Raw genomic sequence first — 19008 nt, 5'->3', positions numbered from 1 at the left:
ATGAGAGAAAAGCAAGATAACGTCGAACTCTCTGAAGCTGTGAAGCTTCAGAATGAAAAAATCTCATTAGCCAAGAAGTTGGGAATTTGGCAGGCATACAATCCTGTCGAAGGATACCAGAAGAAAAAGGAATACACGCGCATTAAAGAGATTGATCAACGTCTAGCCGAAATCGTTAACGGTTAGGCGTTTTTTATTTACAGAGGAGGAATTATAAATGTCTTTATCAACCAAGCAATGGGTAGTCGATGATATTTCGGATGCGGCTCTTTTTGATGAGAACGAAAACCCAGTGGGATTTTTTGATCGACTTAACAAAATGACAATCGCAATTGATGCTAAACAGCAGCGCGTTTATGGGGGCACGAGTAAATATGCATTTCACTTGACCGAACAGGATGCTGAATCCGGCATCCAATTGGAAAATGCGGTACTGGATTATAACATGCTTCTAGCTGCTACAGGCGCGGAACTGACAAACGGTCAAGCAGTTGTGCCTTTTTTCGAAAAACTGACGGTGCTTTCTGATAGTACGGTTACCATCACAAAAGGCGCTGATATGGTTGCGAATTCCGACAGGGTAATCGTTGTATCAAAAGATCATGTAAATGCCGGGAAAAAATTAGAGCGTGTTGCGGCTACCCCTACAGCTTTGCAGTATACTGTGGCTGCTGGCATTATTACTTTTGGCGATGCGACACTTGCGGGGAAAGATGTAAGGGTATTCGGAGATTATAACTCTGCGACTGCCTCTGGTGCCTCGATTACAACAACAACGCGCAATAAAGCATATAAGTTTGTCGCATACGGCAGAGCGCTAGATGATGATACCAATGAATGGTTTGACGTTGTTGTTATTATTTACAAAGCCCAAATGCTAGGAACTTTTTCTATTGATCAGCAACGAAAATCGGCTACTTCAAATTCGTTAGAACTGGCTGTGCTTGATGCGAATAGAGCCGACAAGAAAGTAATTGACATTATTGCTTCATAGTATTTCATGGGGAGGCTCATGCCTTCCCTTTTTCAACTAAATTTCAGGAGGCGTTTATATTGGAACAGCAAAACATTGATTTGATTATGGGCATTGGCCCAACGGTGCAATTTGCGGCGGATGTCAGCAAAACTATTCGGGTAGGAACCATTAAGCAAATTAAAGAGGTAGCGGCGATTTACAATAGCGGCATATATCGTATCAAGCCTGCCGTTTCCGTGGCGAAAGAAGAAGAGTCTGAGACGATGGTAAGCAATTGGGTGGAAATTTTGAACATGATCTGCATTGATGGTTTCACGCGGGAGGAGTTTGACAACAGCATCCCGGAATTGATGGAATCGGCTGTTGATCGATTTCTCTACGGTCAGTAAGGGACCAAGTAAATCAGAATCAGGCGGGAAGGATAGCAAACCTTTAACGATTGCGGAATTATACGGCCGTTTGTCTCGGAGGAAGCTTGCCAAACCATGGTACGATCACAATTGGTATGAGATATCGGCCATATTCGATGACATGCACGACGAAATGAAAGAACAAATACGACTTCATGGCGGAAGTACTGAAGAACCTAAGAAATTGTCGCGTTCAGGGATCGCGGCCATACTTGGGCATTTTAACGGCTAGGGATTTCCTTAGCCAAACAAAGCGCGGGACCTGTTAACCGGGTTGTGCGCTTTGTTTGGCTTGAGAAAGAGGCTAAAAGGACGGTGAGAAGATGGATGCAATGAGCAAGGACGTTGTTGGTGCCAGGCTGAATTTGGATATGTCCAAGATTACGCCAGCATTTAAGGTTATCGACGGCGGGGCTAGGAAGAACGCCGAGTCATTTCAGATACTTAATACTGAAATAAAGAAGACGCAGCAGTTATACAATGAACTGGCTAATGCTGCGAATAAAGCGAAAACAGCAGGTAGTAGCTTAAACACAGCCCAGAAGGTCAGTACCAGCGGGAAAATTGACACAAGCACAGAAAAGGCGCTTCAATACGAACAACGTGTGCGAAGACAAATAGCGGCGGATCAGGAGCAGGCGAACAAGAGGGCGGATCGAGAACGAGAACAAGCTTTGCAGTATGAGCAGCGCGTTAAGAGGCAATTGGCTGCCGAAGAACAACGAAATGCTTCTCGACTGGCGAGAGAACGCGAGCAGGCCTTGCGCTATGAACAACGAGTCCGAACGGAAATGGCAAGGCAGGAGCAAATGCAAGCGGAAAAGATGAAACAAGTTAGCGGAGGATCGGCTGTACTTGATCGAGTCAAGAATGCTGCTTTACATGCAACGGTATATCAAGGGCTTTATACGGCATTACACACAGCTCAGGAAGCGTTACACGAAGGGCTTGTTGGCATTGAGGCCAACATGGCCGGATACATGCAAACCAATGAAAAATATTTTGTCTCCTTTACCGAAGGCACGCATGAAATGGTAATTAACACTCAGCGTTTGCATGAGGAGACAACGAAATTTATTCATACGGCGCACGATCTAGGCGCGAGTGTGGACGATGTAACCGAGTCTGCTCGGCTGTGGGGCCGTATGTACAAGGACGTTGGGATTGTACAGGAGCTTGTCCGGCAATCGACGCAGCTATCTGTCGTCGATATGGTATCGCTGGAAGATGCTACAAAGGGTATGGAGAGCGTTCTGTCGCAGTATGGCGTCCAAATTAAGAACACCAATGAAGCAATGGTAATCGGTAATCGTGTACTCGATTCCTGGTCAAAAGTAGCCCATGATACGATGGCGCCAGCTGCGGACTTGGCAGCTGCTTTTCAGAGGACAGGTAAAATTGCTCAGGAGACGGGCGTTTCATTTGATTTCATGAACGGCTTAATTTCTGCGGGGGTGCGTAATACAGCGCTTGGCGGCGCGAATTTAGGTAACATGTGGAAAACTGTTCTTGGTACCATTCGCACGGATAAAGCAGTGAGCGAGCTTGAAAGATTGGGAGTAAAGACCACCGAAATTGTTGAAGGTATGGAGAATTGGCGTAAGGCAGAGGATATCTTACTTGATTTGTCCGTTGCAGTTACAAACAAAAACTATGACCTAACGCAGTCCTATGCGGATATTTCGCGTGGTGTATACCAGTTTGCTAAACTGGCCGCGAGTATGAACGCGGGGGACATCTTACTAGGAACGGCGGCTTCCATCGGGTCATCTGGAGCGACACTTGAGTACCTAAAAGTACAAATGGATACGATCCAGCGCAAAGCGAGTCAGGTCAAAACGTCCCTGTTGGAGATATTTAATCAGGCGGGCGACGATGGCCTAAGACGCATGATTAAAAACGTACTTGATGTTTTAGATCGGATGTTAATCGGCTTGACTAAAGTGCCAACAGAGGTTTTCGCGGTGACGGCGGCGCTCAGCGGTGCTTTTTTGGCGTTTAAAGCGTTGAAAGAACCTGTCATGACCTTGATTGCTGCGGTGGGAGTACTGACGCGGGCAAAGGCGGTTGATACAGCGGCTACGATAGCATCTACAGCAGCCAATGAGGTGCAAATCATATCGTCTAATGGTGCTACGTTGTCCACTGTACAGCGAACGACGGCGACGACAGCTGGAGCGGCGGCGCAATCGGGTATGGCAGCTGCTACAGGTGTGGCGACAGCTGCGATGACAACGCAAGCGGCCGTCATGACAGTGGTCACCGGAGGCTTAGTAGTTTTAGGAGCTGCATTCGCAGGAATCGCCTTCGCAATGGGTCAAGAGGAAAAAGCTCGACGTGATCGCATTCAATCGATGAAAGACGAGGAATCGGTGAATCAGCAGCTTGTCAGCCAATATGATAGACAAATTGATTTACTGCCTAAGCTGGTAAACACTCATAACTCTTATCAGAAGATGCTAGACAGCGGATCATTATCTGTTGGCCAGCAAACAAAGGTCAAAAAGCAACTTGATGAGGTTTCTAAAGCACTCGTTATTACAATCGGCGAAGAAGGTGCAGCTCAGCTTAAGGCTGCTGGTTATACTGATGAAGCAACCGAGCAGCAAATTTCAAAATTAAAAGATTTAATCGTTATTAAAAATGAAGCAAGGCAGGCAATGCTTCAAGACCAACGCAATGAAGCATTAGAACAACAGGCGAAGAAGCAGGAGGAATTGAATAAGGCTGTACAAAAATTAACTGAGCTAGAAGCGATACTTGAAAGGAACAGAAACGGCTCTGCTGAGGGCGACTGGATACGAAGGGTGGAGAAAGCCAGGACTAAAGTGGATGAATTAAAATCTGCTAATAGTCAATTATCTACAACCTTGGCTGATACAAACGTCGCCATCGCGGAGCTTTCGATATCACAAGATCAATTGGCAGGCTCAGCAGGAAAAGGTACGGAAAGCGTGAAGGACCAAGAAGAGGCTCTTGCTGACCTTCGCGGAGAAATCGAAAATAATGGTTCCGCTATTAGCGAGCTGAATGGGATATTGAAAGATTTGGCTAAAGGTCAAGCCCTAAATGCTGAGAGTGCAGCAGACTTGATCATCAAGTATCCGGAATTGGCTGACAAAATATATAAAACGGCTGATGGATGGATGTTCGAAAGCGCAGCAATAGAAGAGCAAAGGCAAATAAAGATTAAGAAAGCAATTACTGATCTTGAATCTGAGAAAGAGTCTGAGTCTGCTACTTTGTTAGCGACTCAAAATAGAATTAGAGCTTATGGTGTGGAGATGCAAAGTATTCGCGACCTCGCAACACTCAAAGCCAAACTTAATGGGGCAGCTGCGAATCGCGATTTATGGAATAAACTATCTTCAGCTCCTCCTAGTGCCAGCCCTTACGGTTTGGACTTAGGGATGTTCGATCCAGCAGAAGCGCTGAAAGACGCTCTTGCTAAGCAGATGGCAGAAGAAGATGCTTCTTTAGCTGAAATTGAGGCTTTTTATAACGAATACTTTGCGAAAATGGGCGAGTACGACGATAAAATAGGGGCGCTCGGAAAACTTTACAATGATCCCGGCTATGGAGCTGGTGGTAGCGGTAAAGATAACTCTTCGAAATCCGGTTCGGGCGGATCATCCAAAAAAGAAAAGGGCCCGTTAGCTGAAGCATTCGCAGCTTCACAAGCCTGGATCGAGCACAAGAAAAAAATGGGTGAGTTGACTACCGAACAGGAGTTGACCGCTTGGAAAAGGATTCAGGCCCAATACAAAGTCGGCACTGAATGGAGAATCAAAGCAGACGAGCAGGTTTATGCGCTCCAACAGCAACTGGAGAAGGAAACTTACGATAAATCCATGGCGCGGCTAGCTCACAAAAAGGCGACAAGTGAGATGTCGGCCAATGATGAGCTGGTATTCATGCTTAAGCTACAATCCCGTTATGCAAAGGGGACGGAGCTGCGCAAGCAGCTGGATGAGCAGGTTTATGCACTCGAAAAAGCTGCTCGCAGGGAGTCATTGAGCGATTCTGAGGCTTACCTATCACACAAAAAAGCAATGGGACAACTAGCGCTTGCAGCTGAGTTGAAGGCTTGGGAAAAGATGCAAGCCCGATACCTTAAAGGAACCGAGGAGCGCATGAAAGCCGATGAACAGGTTTATGCGTTGAAAAAAGCTTTACTCCAAGAGTCGATGAGCAAATCTGAATCATACATCGCCCATGAAAAGGCTATGGGTCGAATGACGCTGGAGCAGGAACTGATAGCTTGGGAAAGGGTACAGGCCCGTTACGCCAAGGGTACAGAGCAGCGCAAAAAAGCCGACGAACAAGTTTATGCGCTCAGAAAGCAGCTGTTAGAGCGGGAACAATCCGATATGGAGAAGTTTGTCGCTAACCAGAAGCCTTTACTTGAAAAATTGAAGAACGAGGCGCTAGAACGCATCAAGGCGGAGCGCGACGCATATGTCGAGGCACAGGATGCGAAGATTAAAGCCCTTGATGATTTGTTGGCCAAGGAAAACGAGAGTAATGAGGACGAAGATTACGAAAAGGCTCTTGCTGAGAAGCAGGCTCGCTTAGCTCTGTTGCAATCAGCTGTAGGTCCTGAGGGGATCGCCGAGCGCAAACAGGTCGAAAAAGATATTCAGCAGATGCAGGTCGAGCGCGAACGTGTCCTGTACAAACGAGATATTGAGGCACAGAAGAAGAAGTTGGAGGAAGAAAAGGCCATAAAGCTGAAGGATTACGACCAACAGATCAAGGAAGCGGAAGATCATTTCGAGGAGTTACTTGCGGCCTTTGATGACTTTTCGTCCGATGCTGCGGGTATGGCCGAGAGATTGAAGCAATTGCAGATTTTACGTGAAAAGGAGAAGAATGCCGAGATACTTGCGCAGTTAGATTTATTTATTGCGGAGTATCAAGCGAAAATGAAAGCTATCGAAACAGCGGGCATGACGCAGGAAGAGAAAGACCTGTTGGAGTACAACGCCAATAAGGACGCTTATGATGCTGCGAAAAAATCCGGAGATACGGCAGAGATGGCGCGGCTTACTGCTCGCAATCAAGAGATTCGCACTCAGTATGGCGTTGCTAAGGACACGGGTAAGCTTCAACACTTTAGCGAGGGTGGCGTAGTGCTTGGTCAAACAGGGGCTGCGGTGCCGGTTGTCGCGCATGCAGGGGAAATGTACCTTAATAGTTCGCAACAGGGGAATTTATTTAAGCTGCTTGATATGCAGATGCCAAGCTTCAATTTTTCTATGCCTGCTCCATCTGGCTCCAGTCAGACTATAATCAATAACTATCAATACAGCGTTTCAACGGGGGATGTTTACAATGAGGACTCGGCGGCAGCTCGGACCTTCTGGGATGGCAAAGACAATCTAATAAGCAAATTTCAGTCGCGGGAGGGGGCGAAGCAAAGGTGATCGAGGTATTTATTGAAGGAAACGGAATCTCTGAAACCTTTTCGTCCCTTGGGCTTGGGCTAAAGCGCAGGGATATACCCGTGCTGCCGGATACGAGGGATTATAACGTTACTCTGTCGGACGTCGACGGAGAAATTGATTTTGGTAGCGAGTACGGCCCACGTATTATTAACCATGAATGCATCCTAATGGCCGACGATCCGACGACCGACTACCAAGCAAAGGTAATCAGGCTGGCTCAGGTATTTAACGCGAAGCGGGGCGATCTGTACATCACTTACTCCGATTTGCCGGATAGGCGCTATAAAATGCGTTACGCCGGAACGATGTCGATAGAGAAAATCATCTTCGACGGCAATCTGAGCATTCCCATGAAAATGCATGATCCATTCCCGGAGGCACTCCGGGATACGGCGGTAAATGAATACGGACAAGAGCTGGAGTATGGTCAAGGCTATGAGTATAGCCCTTACTCGCTGTATATTTCGTCCAGCGGGCAGACTTTTGAGGTTGAGAATCGTGGTTCGGTGGACGTCCGGCCAATCATACGCATATCCGGATCGTTGCAGCAGCTCGCCTTATCCAACGGTGAGCAGACCTTTACGTTCGGCGGCGTCATGCATGCTGCTGACGTGCTCGAAGTCAATGCGGAGAAATACACAATCAAGTTAAATGCCCTAAACGCCTATTCACAAACGAATGGCGTTTTTTTGCTGCTTAAACCAGGCGTTAACACGTTTACTCTGAACGCCGTTTCGCCCAATGTGACCATAACATTCTTGTTCAGGCACAAATATTTATACTAGGAGGTTTATTCATGGCCTTTATTCCGAGAATCATAGAAAAATTTCTCGATATGGCGAATTTGAAGAAACACAATGACAATTACGCCGATATCAAGACGGAACTGGATGCTAACGACGTTAAAGCTGCAACTGCTCAAGCGGACATTAACAGCCATAAATCAAATACAAGCAATCCCCATGCTGTAACGGCTGCTCAAGTAGGAGCAGAGACGCCAGCAGGAGCGCAAGCAAAGGCGACAGCCGTACAGACTAACCTAAATACTCATGCCAACAATAACGCTATCCATACCACGCAAACGGAGAAGGACAAGCTGGCTGGTATCCAAGCGTTAGCTGAGGTAAATCAGTTTGCATTTTCTAAAGTCGCTGTTGCTGGTCAATCGGATGTGGATGCAGACACAAAGACGGACACACTTAACATCGCTGGCGGTACCGGTATTACAATAACAACTAATCCGGTTACAGACACGCTTACTTTTACAGCTACAGGCACGGCCACTCCTGGGGCGCATGCTTCAAGCCATATCACTGGTGGGGCAGACGTTATCCCTGATGCGGTATCTGGCGGTAACAGCGGATTAATGCCGGGAGCAGACAGGGCGGCGATGGCCGGGGCTACTAGCGCAGCAACGCCATCGACTTTTGTTAAGAGGGATGCTGCTAATCGATTTAAGGTTGCAGCGCCTGCGGCTGCTGATGATGTAGCCAATAAGACTTACGTGGATAACCTGCCTGCAATATCAATGGCTCGCCAAGCTATTATTAACGGCAACTTTGATGTATGGCAACGTGGCACGTCGTTTGCTAATCCAAGTAACGGGCTATACACTGCTGATCGTTATCAGGTATCCAGCGGGTCAGATGGTGGGACGTTCCCTGCGATCACCCATTTAAGAGCAGAGACAGCTGGACTTGTGGCAGATAGCTTTTATTTTTACAGGATGATCTTCGGAGGAGCTGGAGCAAGTCTAGGCAACCTGAGTTATTACTGGCTCCGGCAAAAAATAGATCAAGGAACCAGGTATCTGTGCGGCGCTAGCAAAAAGGTGACCGTTAGCTTCTGGGCGCGCTCAGACATTCCCGGCAAAAAGATAGGGCTTCACATCCAACAATATTATGGTAGCGGGGGCACTCCTTCAGCGCTAGAGACGATTAACGGTACCAATTGGACATTAACGGCAAATTGGAACAAGTATTCATTAACCCTTGATACGAATACCCTTGTAGGAAAAACATTTGGTACCAATAACGATGATTACTTAATCGTAAACCTGATGTATCAATGGGGGTCTGGATATGCAGCACGGGCAGGAGCGTCAGCTGCTGAGGGATTCGGCGCTGCTGGTAATGTGGATGTAACCCAAATCCAAGTTTGCAGCGGTGACGCAGCGCTACCTTTCCAGCCTAAATCGTTTGTAGATGAGCTCGCCCTGTGTCAGCGATACTACGAAAAAAGCTATAGCGTCAGTGCAGTGCCTGGAAGCGCTACGCTAATCGGTATGGTGATGGGCGGAAACGGTCTTAGTACGACCGATGTTAGGGGCACATCTTTTAAAGTGAGCAAGCGTACAGCGCCTACAGTTACCCTGTATTCACAGACTGGTAACGTAAGTCGGATGACGGCAAACGGGGGTACGGACACGGCTAATGCTGTAGCTAGCTACGTCGGTACCGAAGGGTTTTTGATAGTGTCGTCAACAGGACTATCTACAGCGGGCTATTACTATTACCACTATATCGCTGATGCCGAACTATAAGGAGGGACGACATGGACGGATACAATCACTATATTAGGATCAATGAGGCCGGGACAATCGTCTACGGCTTTTCTACTGCCTTCGAGCATCCAGCGGGAAATGACATACTGCTGCTGGAGGATGGACCACGACACTTTCAGCAGGCATTCCATGAGCCATTGATTAATGAGCGCGGCCAATACCGTTTTAGGTGGGGTGGCGGCGAGATCGTCGAGCGGACGGCCGAGGAACTGGCAGCGGAACAGCCAGCAGTCACGAAGACGCTTGAACAAGAATTTGCAGAGCTTAAACAGGTTGTTGCCGATCTGGCCAGCCTGCAATTGGGGGTGTAAACGATGGATGAGCGCAAACTGAGGTTGTATCAATTTTTATTATCAATGGAGCGGGTAGCACGGGAGGATATTCCAGAGCTGTACCGTGCGGCCGTGACGGGCGGTGAAGATAATGCTTCAGGTTCTTGATAAAAACCTTGTAACTGTCGGCGTACTGCCGGATGCAATCGAGGTCGTGCGCAAGCGGCGGCTTAACTCGGATTACGAGCTGAGCTTTTCGCTGCCTATGATCAGTGACGATTATGACAAGGTGCAGCCCAAGGGCCATGTCAAAGATGAGCGCGGCCAGCTCTACGTCATTAACGACAGGTCGCGTAAACGTGACGGCAAAAAGCGCATGGTGCAGTTTGACTGCATGCATGTCATGTTCAAAATGTCGGATTTCAAATTCCCTTATGCTTCTTACATCGATGAGGCATACGGCATTAATATCGTGACGCTGCTCAATAGCATTTCGGCGGCGACAAACGGGAAATTCACATTTAACGTTGATCCTGGCTTTGATTTAAAAGATGTGAAGGACTTCGGGCGCGGGAACACATTGGAAGCTCTTAATTATGTTTCCGACAAATACGGCGCGGAGATCGAGCCGGATAACTTCGTCATCCATGTCAAAAAAACGGTAGGCATGGATCGCGGCCTACAGTACCGGCTTCGCAAAAATATAATTAACATCCACTTTAATGATAAAAGCCGAGCGCTCACAACGCGCCTGTTTTCGCAAATGAAAGATGGCCGGACGTTTATAGGCTTAGCAGCTTCAAACCTTACGACAGAGGAATACGCGCTATTGAACGACATTCCCGGCGCTATCGTTGGCGGTATAATAAGGGTCAATTACTTGATATCTCCGTATGCTGCTTATTGGAGCAATACAACAAACACATATTTTGATAACGAACTCATCGATCAGGACATCGAAGATCCACTGGAACTGTTGCTGGCGACGCGTAAGTCGTTAAGAGTACAGGAGGTTCCAGCGCTTGATGTTAGTGTGAGCGTGGCTGATTTACACAAAATAGACCCCGACGAGGAACAAGCGTATATTGGCGACACTGTTCTTTTGTATGATGAAGAAATGCAAATTAAGGGCATACAAGCCCGTGTAATGGAAATCAATGAGTATCCATTTAATCGCGATAAACAGCCTGACGTGAAACTAGCGAATTTCTATTTGCGAGATGATTATGATATTCTTGCGGATTTCAATAAATCCAAGCAACTCGTGGAAAGTATAGTAAGCGGGGGGAAAGTGAGGACTGCGGCGTTTGAAACATTTGCTGCTCAAGCAATAACGGACATAAACAATTCCAAGTCGCAGGTCATTTACGATCAGCGCGGCATTGTACTGCAAAGCCTGGTTAATCCCTTGCATCAAGTCGTAGCGTCGTCGGTCGGTATTTATATTACGAGAGACGGCGGGGTAACGGCTGATGCAGCGTTAACGTCGGCGGGGCTTGTCGCTGAAAAAGTGTATGGAAAGCTCGGCAATTTTATTGAAATTGAAATCGGCATCGGGAACAATGTTTTCAAGGCCAATCAAAACGGTATCCACTTAGGGCATCAGACGTTTGCGAGCTCGCCGTTTCGCGTAAATATGGCTGGTCAACTATTCGCCACACAGGCAGATATAACGGGAATGATTCACGCCAAGGGTGGGAGCTTCGAGGGCGACATCACGGCCAGCGGAACAATTACTGGAGGTACTATTATAGGGGCTACCCTTACAGGCGGGGTAATAACGGGGGCTCTCATTCAAACAAAGGTAGAGGGGCAGTTTCCAAGGTCCGTAATGTCTACCACTGAAAATATGTTCGGGGTGTACACTGATGCAAGCAATTATGTGTTATTTCAAAATTACGGCGGAGCTCCTGCTTTTCGTTTTGTAACGGCGGGGACTCAACGGGCATTAATTAACACCCTTTTAGGCTATCTTGAAATATTTGGCGACAACGGGGTTTATATTAATGCTGCAAATGGAGCGGCAAACATAACTCTGGCTGCAAATAACGTTATCATGCCTTCGTGGTCAAGTGTGGTCAACGGAACATCAGGTCAGACGCTACAAGAAGCCTTTTTGACCAAAGCGCAAAAGGGTATACCTACCGGTTCGGGAGGAGCGCATAACCACGGTATTCCTTCAGGAACACGCCTAGCCACAACAGATTCATCAGGTGCGGTAACGGGATTCGTAACCTATTCGGCAGCAGGGACCCATACCCACGAACAGTTGTAGGTGGTATAATGTGACAAATACTCATAAATGAGGTGGCTCAATTTGAAGAAATTTGTCGCAGGCATCGTAGTTGGCGCGATAATTAGTACAGCGGGGACAGCTTTTGCAGCGGGGACGCTGGTAGGAAAAAAAGTTGACGGAGAAATCCAGATCACCCTTAATGGAAAAAATGTTTCCAATGGCGTAATTATCGCAGGGACAAGCTATGCACCAGTGCGCAGCATTACAGAAACTGTGGGGCTTGATGTATCTTACAGTAAAGGGGTGGTGAAACTGGAGAGCGGAACAACAAATGAGGAAGTTGATCCTTATGCTTTTTATAACACAGCAGAAAAAATCAATGAAAGAATCGCTAGATTAGAAGAGAACATCACTAGGAATGAAAAAGTTATTTCTGATCAACAGTACGCGATTGATGTTAGAACCAAATATTTAAACGAAAATCCGAACAGCTCAGATAAAGAGTCAATAGAAACTGAAATAGAAGGTAGAAAACGCACAATTGCGACTGCACAAAGTAACATCGATAACAACAAGAGAGAAATTGAAGAACTTAAAGATAAACTTTCAAAATTGTAGAATTGAATTAAGAGCGTTCCGAAATAGGGGCGCTCTTTTAATTTGCCCGAAAGGAGGTGAACGTACACCATGGCTAAAGTAAAGAAGTTGCTTGAATTTACGGTAGACGTAGATAATCCGATTGAAGAGATTAAGGAATGCATGATCGGAATATCGATCTTTCACGGAACTGGACAGCTTGAAATATTGAAGGAAATTGAATTGTGGCTAGGCAAAACGATTGAGGAAGCAGAAGCACGTTTAAAAGATTCACAGTAATGACTCCGTATATAGCGGAGTCATTTTTTATTCCATTTGAAATTTAAGGAGAGAGAATAATGTACAGACAATTATTTGCGGTAGACATTACGCCAGGTAAAACAATGGCGGCAGCAGTAGGGGCGTTCCTTGCCCCATGGATTGGGGTATTTTATGGACCGGATCGTTTGGTCCCGATTTTGCTCCTTGTTGTGGTGATTGTGCTCGACTGGATCACTGGCATTGCAGCTTCGCATAAGGACGGAACCTTTTCTTCGGAATACGGATTACGCGAAGGAGCTCCAAGAACGATTTTTCTGTTTGCCCTTCCTGTACTTGCTAACCTTTTCGACATGCTGCTCAGCATGCCGGGGCTATTTTTCTACGCGATTACGATTGGGTTGATTTATCACACCTGGCAGTCGTTGACGGCCAATGCGTATCGGGCCGGATGGGGAAAATGGATTCCTGAGCCGGTTATGAAAATGATCAGTTCAGAGCTAAAGGCAAAAATTGATCGCGCATCGCAGCGTGGGGCAAATACTGAAGGAGGGGTTCTAAATGATTAAATACACGATTAATCACATACCGAAAGGGACGGCATGTAATCGCCGTCCTGCGCTGCCGATGACAGCGACAACTATTACCATCCATAACACGGGTAACGAGTCCAGCACGGCAGCAAATGAGCGTGCATGGCTTACTAATCCGACTAATGGGCGAGAGGCTTCCTACCATATCGTTGTGGATCAATTGGGAGCAATAGAGTGCCTACCATTGTCCGAAAACGCGTGGCACAGCGGAGACGGCAGCAAGGCAGGAAGCGGCAACCGTACAAGTATAGGAATTGAGTTATGCGAGAGTGGCGATTATAGCAAGGTACTTGATAACGCCGTCGAGCTGGTAGCTGACATGCTTAAGCAGCGCGGATGGGGTGTAGACCGACTGCGTCGCCATTACGACTGGTCCGGCAAGATTTGCCCGCGCCTGATGTATGACGACGGCAAGTGGGCAGGCTGGACAAACTTCAAAAATCGTGTGGAAGCAGAAATGAAGGAGGACGAGGCAATGGATAAGGCATCAGTGTACGTGGGAGGGAAACAAATAGCGGATGGATTGTATGACAGCAAAGCAGGGATTGTATACGTCCCTGTTCGCCCTGTGTCGGAGGCGTTAGGCGCTAAAGTGAAATGGGATGGAGCGAATAAGCGCGTCGATCTTACAAAATAAAATCCCAAGCGATTGGGATTTTATTAAATGAAGAAAATGGTATACCGAACGCATTCATTCTTGAAATATCGTGTGTAAAAAATGTGTAAAACGATTTCAAAACCAATCGTTTTCAAGCGGATTCTTCACCAATAGATAATTAAACAAAAATGCCCACAAACGTTGATATAACAGCGTTTGTGGGCATTTTTAGATTTATTAAAATGGTTCTTCTTTTTTCTGGAAACGTCCCAGGAGAGATTCGAACTCCCGACCGACGCCTTAGAAGGGCGTTGCTCTATCCAGCTGAGCTACTGGGACACGTAAGAATGAGTATAGCATGGCGGCCTGCATTTACGCAATAGGCAATTTCATGTTTCGGTTTGAAATCAGTTGGGTAAAAAAGCCACATGAATTAATATACACATTTTCAATGGGCAGGGCAAGCTTTTTTTGAAATTATGCTGCCGGATAAACGTATATTTTTATATTGCCCGCTTCCATGGTATAATCTATCGCAAGCAATGGACAGACGAAGCTGGAGTTTGACCGACAAGGTGGTGGTACCATTACAACTCCCAATGACTCGCATAATGAAGGCACAGGAAAAAACGTGTATTTGTTCCCGCGAATGTTGGATCAGTATCAAATTCAATTGACCCGGATGCTTGAAGCCGAGCAATACGGTGAAGCCAAGCGGCTGCTGCAGTTCCTGCTTTCCTGCAAAGGCGAGGACGAGCGCCACTATGAGGAATGGGAAAGCTTGCTTTCCTGGCTCGACATGGCTTTTCCGGAATATCGCGTGCCAGGCGAAGAGGACGCTATGAATCCAGCAGAGCAGGAAGCGGATGAGCAAGCGATACGTGAAGATCTGCTCAATCCTGCTGAACAGGATGAAGGCTATGTGAAACAGGTGCTCTACATTATGAAGCATCACCCGATGATTGATCAGCAGATTTTGGCGCTGGAGCGGGCGGTATTCATTCGGGCAACCGAGGTGGATGACATCATTTCACAGTGGCTCACTACGGCGTCAGACGTTCATCCTATCGTGCAGTTCAAGGCGCTGCAGTGCTTGCGCAAGCGAGGAGCGACCGGACGGCTCGTTATGGAACGGCTAGGCGAGCAAGTAGAGCTGGAGATTGAGGCAACGCCGCTTGCAATGGATGATTTCCCGCAGCCCGTCAATCGCATTTTGGAGCGCGTGGAAAGCATTACGGAGGCGGATGATCCATCGCTTCCACATTTTGCAAGAGAGTTGTGGAAAGATAGCTTGCAATTTTTATACGGCACGACCGCTTACACTTGGATGCTGCGGGATGATGAGGAGACGGTGGATTGCTACGCAGGAGCGCTGCACCAGACTTTGTTAATTACCGTATATGGCACCGTCAATGATGATGATATTCGAGATACATACGGCATTACAGAAGCACTTAGATTCCGTTACGAACAGGCTTGCCGGACGCTTCGTCAGGTAGCCGTTGTACCGCAGCCAGGGGATGAAGATCCCGAGCCTTGATTAAAAAGCTCAATACTATTATAATAGAATGGTTTATGAAACGTGAAATCTACGGATGTATGCGTATTTTTGGAGGGGAAAGCATAAAATGAAAGCAACTTGGGAAAAAATAGACAAGAACATCGTATCCATCGATGTTGAGGTTGGTGCTGAGAAAGTAGCAGTAGCACTGGATGAGGCGTTTAAGAAAGTCGTTCAAAAGGTTAACGTTCCTGGATTCCGCAAAGGTAAAGTTCCACGGGGCATGTTCGAATCGCGCTTTGGCGTAGAGAGCCTCTATCAGGATGCAATCGACATTTTGCTGCCTGAAGCTTACACAAACGCAATCGAAGAAAACGATCTTCAGCCGGTTGACCGTCCTGAAATCGATGTTGAACAATTTGGCAAAGGCCAAACGTTCAAATTCAAAGCTAAAGTTATCGTTAAGCCAGAAGTTGAGCTTGGCGAGTACAAAGGCCTTGAAGTTACAGCTGCAAGCACAGAAGTTAGCGAAGAAGAAATCGCTGCTGAACTGGAACGCCTGCAGCAACGTCATGCTGAGCTGACTGTTCTTGAAGAAGGTCCAGCTGAGAACGGCGATACAACTGTCATTGATTTTGATGGTTATGTAGATGGCGAGCAGTTCGAAGGCGGCAAAAGCGAAGGCTATTCGCTTGAGCTAGGCTCGAATTCGTTCATTCCAGGCTTTGAAGATCAAGTCGTTGGCATGCAAATCGGCGACTTCAAAGATGTTGAAGTAACTTTCCCGGAAGCGTACCACGCTGAGAACCTTGCTGGTAAGCAAGCGATTTTCAAGGTGAAGCTGCACGAAATCAAACGCAAAAGCCTGCCTGCTCTTGATGATGAGTTCGCTAAAGATGTCAGCGAATTTGATACGCTTGAAGAGTACAAGCAAGATCTTGCTGGCAAGCTGAAAGAAAAGAAAGCTAAAGATGCAGAGCAATTGCTTGAAGTTCAACTCGTTGAAAAAGCAAGCGAAGCTGCGCAAGTAGAAATTCCACAGCCAATGGTTGATACGGAAGTGGATTTCATGCTTCGCGATTTCGAAAACCGTCTTCGCATGCAAGGCATGACGCTGGACCTGTACTACCAGTTCTCTGGCCAAGACGAGTCCGTGCTTCGTGAGCAAATGGCAGGCGATGCAGCTAAACGCGTTCGCAACAACCTGGTTCTTGAAGCGATTGCTAAAGCAGAAAACATCGAGATTACAGACGAGGATTTGACAGCTGAGCTTGAAACACTGTCGACTTCTTACAACCGTCCAGTTGAAGAGCTTCGTGAACTTTTCACGAAGAACGGCAACATCGACAGCCTGAAGCAAGATGTTCAACTTCGCAAAACAATCAAGTTCCTGAATGACAACAGCAAGATCGTTGAAGCGGCTCAGGAAGCTTAATCAATTAACTGAATATAAGCATTAACCTGAGAATAAGGCACGTCTACCCACGTGCCTTATTTTCAAACTACATAATGGTACAACCAAGCGCGGGGCAGTTCTCCGTACATATCAAGCATCGCCGTTCGCATAAGGTAGTAGTGAAAAATGACAGTGAGCTTTTGGCGTGTTACAATAAAGCCAAGAAATTAAGCCATAAACGAAAAGAGGTTGGTCGGATGAATCTGGTACCTATCGTAGTCGAACAAACGAATCGCGGGGAGAGGTCTTACGATATTTACTCGCGTTTGCTCAAGGACAGAATTATTTTTCTCGGAAGTGCGATTGATGATGATGTAGCAAACTCCATCATTGCACAGCTGCTTTTTCTAACGGCCGACGATCCTGAGAAAGACATCCATCTGTACATCAATTCCCCTGGCGGTTCTGTAACGGCTGGCATGGGCATTTTTGATACGATGCAATATATTAAGCCGGACGTGTCTACGATTTGTGTAGGTATGGCTGCGAGCATGGGTTCCCTTCTGTTGACAGCGGGAGCCAAGGGCAAGCGTTTTGCGCTGCCTAACAGCGAAGTTATGATTCATCAGCCGCTTGGCGGCGTAAGAGGTCAGGCTACGGATATTAAAATTCATGCCGACTGGATTCTTAAAACGAAGCATAAGCTGAATAATATTTATGTGGAGCGTACAGGTCAGCCCTATGATAAAATCGACCGCGATACAGATCGCGATTATTTTCTTAGTGCGCAGGAAGCGTTGGAATACGGCTTGATCGACAAGGTTATTACCACGCCGATATAAGATTTTGATGAAGGGGTGATTCCATGTTTAAATTCAACGATGAGAAGGGCCAGTTGAAATGCTCATTCTGCGGCAAATCGCAGGAGCAAGTGCGTAAATTGGTTGCCGGTCCCGGCGTCTATATATGCGATGAATGTATCGAGCTCTGCACGGAGATTGTAGAGGAAGAGCTAGGTCATGAAGAAGAGCTGGACCTGAAAGACATTCCGAAGCCGCAAGATATTCGCGGTATTCTTGATTCCTATGTAATCGGACAGGAATTTGCTAAAAAGTCGCTTGCAGTTGCTGTTTACAACCACTACAAGCGTGTAAATTCTCAAAGCAAAATCGAAGACGTTGAACTGCAAAAGAGTAACATTTTGCTCGTTGGCCCAACAGGCTCGGGTAAAACGCTGTTGGCGCAGACGATGGCTAAAATTTTGAACGTTCCTTTCGCAATTGCTGATGCAACCTCGCTTACTGAAGCGGGTTATGTGGGCGAGGACGTTGAGAACATCTTGCTCAAGCTTATTCAGGCGGCAGATTATGACGTTGAGAAAGCGGAGCGCGGCATTATTTATATCGACGAAATTGATAAGGTTGCTCGTAAATCCGAGAACCCTTCAATTACACGCGATGTATCGGGTGAAGGCGTTCAGCAAGCCCTGCTGAAAATTCTTGAAGGCACGGTTGCCTCTGTACCGCCACAAGGCGGACGCAAGCATCCACATCAAGAGTTCATCCAAATTGATACGACGAACATTTTGTTTATTTGCGGCGGTGCCTTCGATGGCCTGGAGCAGCTGATCAAACGTCGTATCGGCAAAAAAGTGATCGGCTTCAATTCTACTGGCGAAGTACAGAAGGATTTGAAAGCAGGCGAATACTTGTCGATGGTATTGCCGGAAGATTTGCTCAAATTCGGCCTTATCCCCGAGTTTGTCGGCCGTCTGCCTGTTATCTCGACTTTGGAGCCGCTTGATGAGCCGGCTTTGGTACGGATTTTGTCCGAACCTAAAAATGCGCTCGTGAAGCAATACCAGAAGCTGCTGGAGATGGACAATGTAAAATTGGACTTCGAAGAAGGCGCTTTGGAAGCGATCGCTAAGGAAGCAATCAAGCGCAATACGGGTGCCCGCGGCCTTCGTGCCATTATTGAGGGCATTATGCTTGATGTGATGTATGAAATTCCATCGCGCGATGATGTCAACACTTGCCTCGTTACGGAGCAGGCTGTTCGGGATAAAATTATGCCTGAGCTGACTGCGAAGAAGGGCAAGAAGAAGGAAGAAAGCGCCTAAATAATATTCATCACCGTCACTGTTCCACCCGCTGGGCGG

At 46.9% G+C, this 19008-nt stretch carries 17 protein-coding genes and 1 tRNA gene; 17 read left to right on the top strand and 1 reads right to left on the bottom strand.

Features of this window, described 5'->3' with window-relative positions; translation table 11 throughout:
* The 13 genes from BBD42_RS31200 to BBD42_RS31145 all read left to right on the top strand — a co-directional run bounded on the left by BBD42_RS31200 (position 1) and on the right by BBD42_RS31145 (position 13989).
* Positions 1-186, top strand: coding sequence for a hypothetical protein (locus tag BBD42_RS31200; RefSeq protein WP_099521322.1), 186 nt, complete (start codon positions 1-3; stop codon positions 184-186).
* Positions 187-217: 31 nt separating this feature from the next.
* Positions 218-994: a hypothetical protein gene (locus tag BBD42_RS31195; RefSeq protein ID WP_099521321.1), complete on the top strand. Its 777-nt coding sequence runs from the start codon at positions 218-220 to the stop codon at positions 992-994.
* 59 nt (positions 995-1053) lie between these two features.
* The gene (locus BBD42_RS31190) at positions 1054-1365 is read left to right on the top strand and encodes a hypothetical protein (protein WP_099521320.1); all 312 of its coding nucleotides are present in this window, start codon (positions 1054-1056) and stop codon (positions 1363-1365) included.
* 344 nt (positions 1366-1709) lie between these two features.
* Positions 1710-6812, top strand: coding sequence for a phage tail tape measure protein (locus BBD42_RS31185; RefSeq protein WP_099521319.1), 5103 nt, complete (start codon positions 1710-1712; stop codon positions 6810-6812).
* Positions 6809-7618, top strand: a complete 810-nt coding sequence (locus BBD42_RS31180) for a phage tail domain-containing protein (RefSeq protein WP_172455685.1) — start codon at positions 6809-6811, stop codon at positions 7616-7618. Before BBD42_RS31185 ends, BBD42_RS31180 begins: the two co-directional genes overlap by 4 nt.
* A gap of 11 nt (positions 7619-7629) precedes the next feature.
* A complete protein-coding gene (locus tag BBD42_RS31175; RefSeq protein ID WP_099521318.1) occupies positions 7630-9375 on the top strand; it encodes a hypothetical protein in 1746 nt (581 codons plus the stop codon).
* Positions 9376-9386: 11 nt separating this feature from the next.
* Positions 9387-9707, top strand: coding sequence for a hypothetical protein (locus BBD42_RS31170; RefSeq protein WP_099521317.1), 321 nt, complete (start codon positions 9387-9389; stop codon positions 9705-9707).
* A 3-nt stretch (positions 9708-9710) separates the two neighbouring features.
* Positions 9711-9836 carry a hypothetical protein gene (locus tag BBD42_RS32605; protein WP_257790759.1) on the top strand — a complete coding sequence of 42 codons (126 nt, stop codon included), beginning with the start codon at positions 9711-9713 and terminating at the stop codon, positions 9834-9836.
* Positions 9820-11943 (top strand): phage tail protein, encoded by a 2124-nt coding sequence (locus BBD42_RS31165; RefSeq protein WP_099521316.1) that lies wholly within the window; start codon positions 9820-9822, stop codon positions 11941-11943. The genes BBD42_RS32605 and BBD42_RS31165 overlap by 17 nt, the downstream gene beginning before the upstream one ends.
* Positions 11944-11985: 42 nt before the next feature.
* The gene (locus BBD42_RS31160) at positions 11986-12522 is read left to right on the top strand and encodes a hypothetical protein (RefSeq protein ID WP_099521315.1); all 537 of its coding nucleotides are present in this window, start codon (positions 11986-11988) and stop codon (positions 12520-12522) included.
* A gap of 69 nt (positions 12523-12591) precedes the next feature.
* A complete protein-coding gene (locus BBD42_RS31155; RefSeq protein WP_099521314.1) occupies positions 12592-12780 on the top strand; it encodes a hypothetical protein in 189 nt (62 codons plus the stop codon).
* A gap of 59 nt (positions 12781-12839) precedes the next feature.
* Entirely contained in the window at positions 12840-13328 is a 489-nt protein-coding gene (locus BBD42_RS31150) for a phage holin family protein (RefSeq protein WP_099521313.1), read from the top strand.
* Positions 13321-13989, top strand: a complete 669-nt coding sequence (locus tag BBD42_RS31145; protein ID WP_099521312.1) for an N-acetylmuramoyl-L-alanine amidase — start codon at positions 13321-13323, stop codon at positions 13987-13989. Before BBD42_RS31150 ends, BBD42_RS31145 begins: the two co-directional genes overlap by 8 nt.
* A 226-nt stretch (positions 13990-14215) precedes the next feature.
* Here BBD42_RS31145 and BBD42_RS31140 read toward each other — a convergent pair.
* A tRNA-Arg gene (locus tag BBD42_RS31140) sits at positions 14216-14289 on the bottom strand.
* 292 nt (positions 14290-14581) lie between these two features.
* Here BBD42_RS31140 and BBD42_RS31135 point away from each other — a divergent pair.
* The 4 genes from BBD42_RS31135 to clpX all read left to right on the top strand — a co-directional run bounded on the left by BBD42_RS31135 (position 14582) and on the right by clpX (position 18969).
* Positions 14582-15490: a hypothetical protein gene (locus BBD42_RS31135; protein ID WP_481855906.1), complete on the top strand. Its 909-nt coding sequence runs from the start codon at positions 14582-14584 to the stop codon at positions 15488-15490.
* A gap of 88 nt (positions 15491-15578) precedes the next feature.
* Positions 15579-16886 (top strand): trigger factor, encoded by a 1308-nt coding sequence (gene tig, locus BBD42_RS31130; RefSeq protein WP_056039866.1) that lies wholly within the window; start codon positions 15579-15581, stop codon positions 16884-16886.
* 218 nt (positions 16887-17104) lie between these two features.
* Positions 17105-17689 (top strand): ATP-dependent Clp endopeptidase proteolytic subunit ClpP, encoded by a 585-nt coding sequence (clpP, locus tag BBD42_RS31125; protein ID WP_056039867.1) that lies wholly within the window; start codon positions 17105-17107, stop codon positions 17687-17689.
* A gap of 23 nt (positions 17690-17712) precedes the next feature.
* Positions 17713-18969 (top strand): ATP-dependent protease ATP-binding subunit ClpX, encoded by a 1257-nt coding sequence (clpX, locus tag BBD42_RS31120; RefSeq protein WP_046229405.1) that lies wholly within the window; start codon positions 17713-17715, stop codon positions 18967-18969.
* The last annotated feature ends 39 nt before the right edge of the window (positions 18970-19008 follow it).

It is taken from the genome of Paenibacillus sp. BIHB 4019 (assembly GCF_002741035.1).
Lineage (GTDB): Bacteria > Bacillota > Bacilli > Paenibacillales > Paenibacillaceae > Pristimantibacillus.
The sequence above is the reverse complement of the archived record's forward strand: the minus strand, read 5'-3'. Positions and strand labels throughout refer to the sequence as shown.

Excerpts from the sequence above, each read along its gene's own strand:
- BBD42_RS31200 (WP_099521322.1), top strand. The coding sequence starts at position 1 with ATGAGAGAAAAGCAAGATAACGTCGAACTCTCTGAAGCTGTGAAGCTT.
- BBD42_RS31195 (WP_099521321.1), top strand. The coding sequence starts at position 218 with ATGTCTTTATCAACCAAGCAATGGGTAGTCGATGATATTTCGGATGCG.
- BBD42_RS31185 (WP_099521319.1), top strand. The coding sequence starts at position 1,710 with ATGGATGCAATGAGCAAGGACGTTGTTGGTGCCAGGCTGAATTTGGAT.
- BBD42_RS31175 (WP_099521318.1), top strand. The coding sequence starts at position 7,630 with ATGGCCTTTATTCCGAGAATCATAGAAAAATTTCTCGATATGGCGAAT.
- BBD42_RS31170 (WP_099521317.1), top strand. The coding sequence starts at position 9,387 with ATGGACGGATACAATCACTATATTAGGATCAATGAGGCCGGGACAATC.
- BBD42_RS32605 (WP_257790759.1), top strand. The coding sequence starts at position 9,711 with ATGGATGAGCGCAAACTGAGGTTGTATCAATTTTTATTATCAATGGAG.
- BBD42_RS31165 (WP_099521316.1), top strand. The coding sequence starts at position 9,820 with ATGCTTCAGGTTCTTGATAAAAACCTTGTAACTGTCGGCGTACTGCCG.
- BBD42_RS31155 (WP_099521314.1), top strand. The coding sequence starts at position 12,592 with ATGGCTAAAGTAAAGAAGTTGCTTGAATTTACGGTAGACGTAGATAAT.
- BBD42_RS31150 (WP_099521313.1), top strand. The coding sequence starts at position 12,840 with ATGTACAGACAATTATTTGCGGTAGACATTACGCCAGGTAAAACAATG.
- BBD42_RS31145 (WP_099521312.1), top strand. The coding sequence starts at position 13,321 with ATGATTAAATACACGATTAATCACATACCGAAAGGGACGGCATGTAAT.
- tig (WP_056039866.1), top strand. The coding sequence starts at position 15,579 with ATGAAAGCAACTTGGGAAAAAATAGACAAGAACATCGTATCCATCGAT.
- clpP (WP_056039867.1), top strand. The coding sequence starts at position 17,105 with ATGAATCTGGTACCTATCGTAGTCGAACAAACGAATCGCGGGGAGAGG.
- clpX (WP_046229405.1), top strand. The coding sequence starts at position 17,713 with ATGTTTAAATTCAACGATGAGAAGGGCCAGTTGAAATGCTCATTCTGC.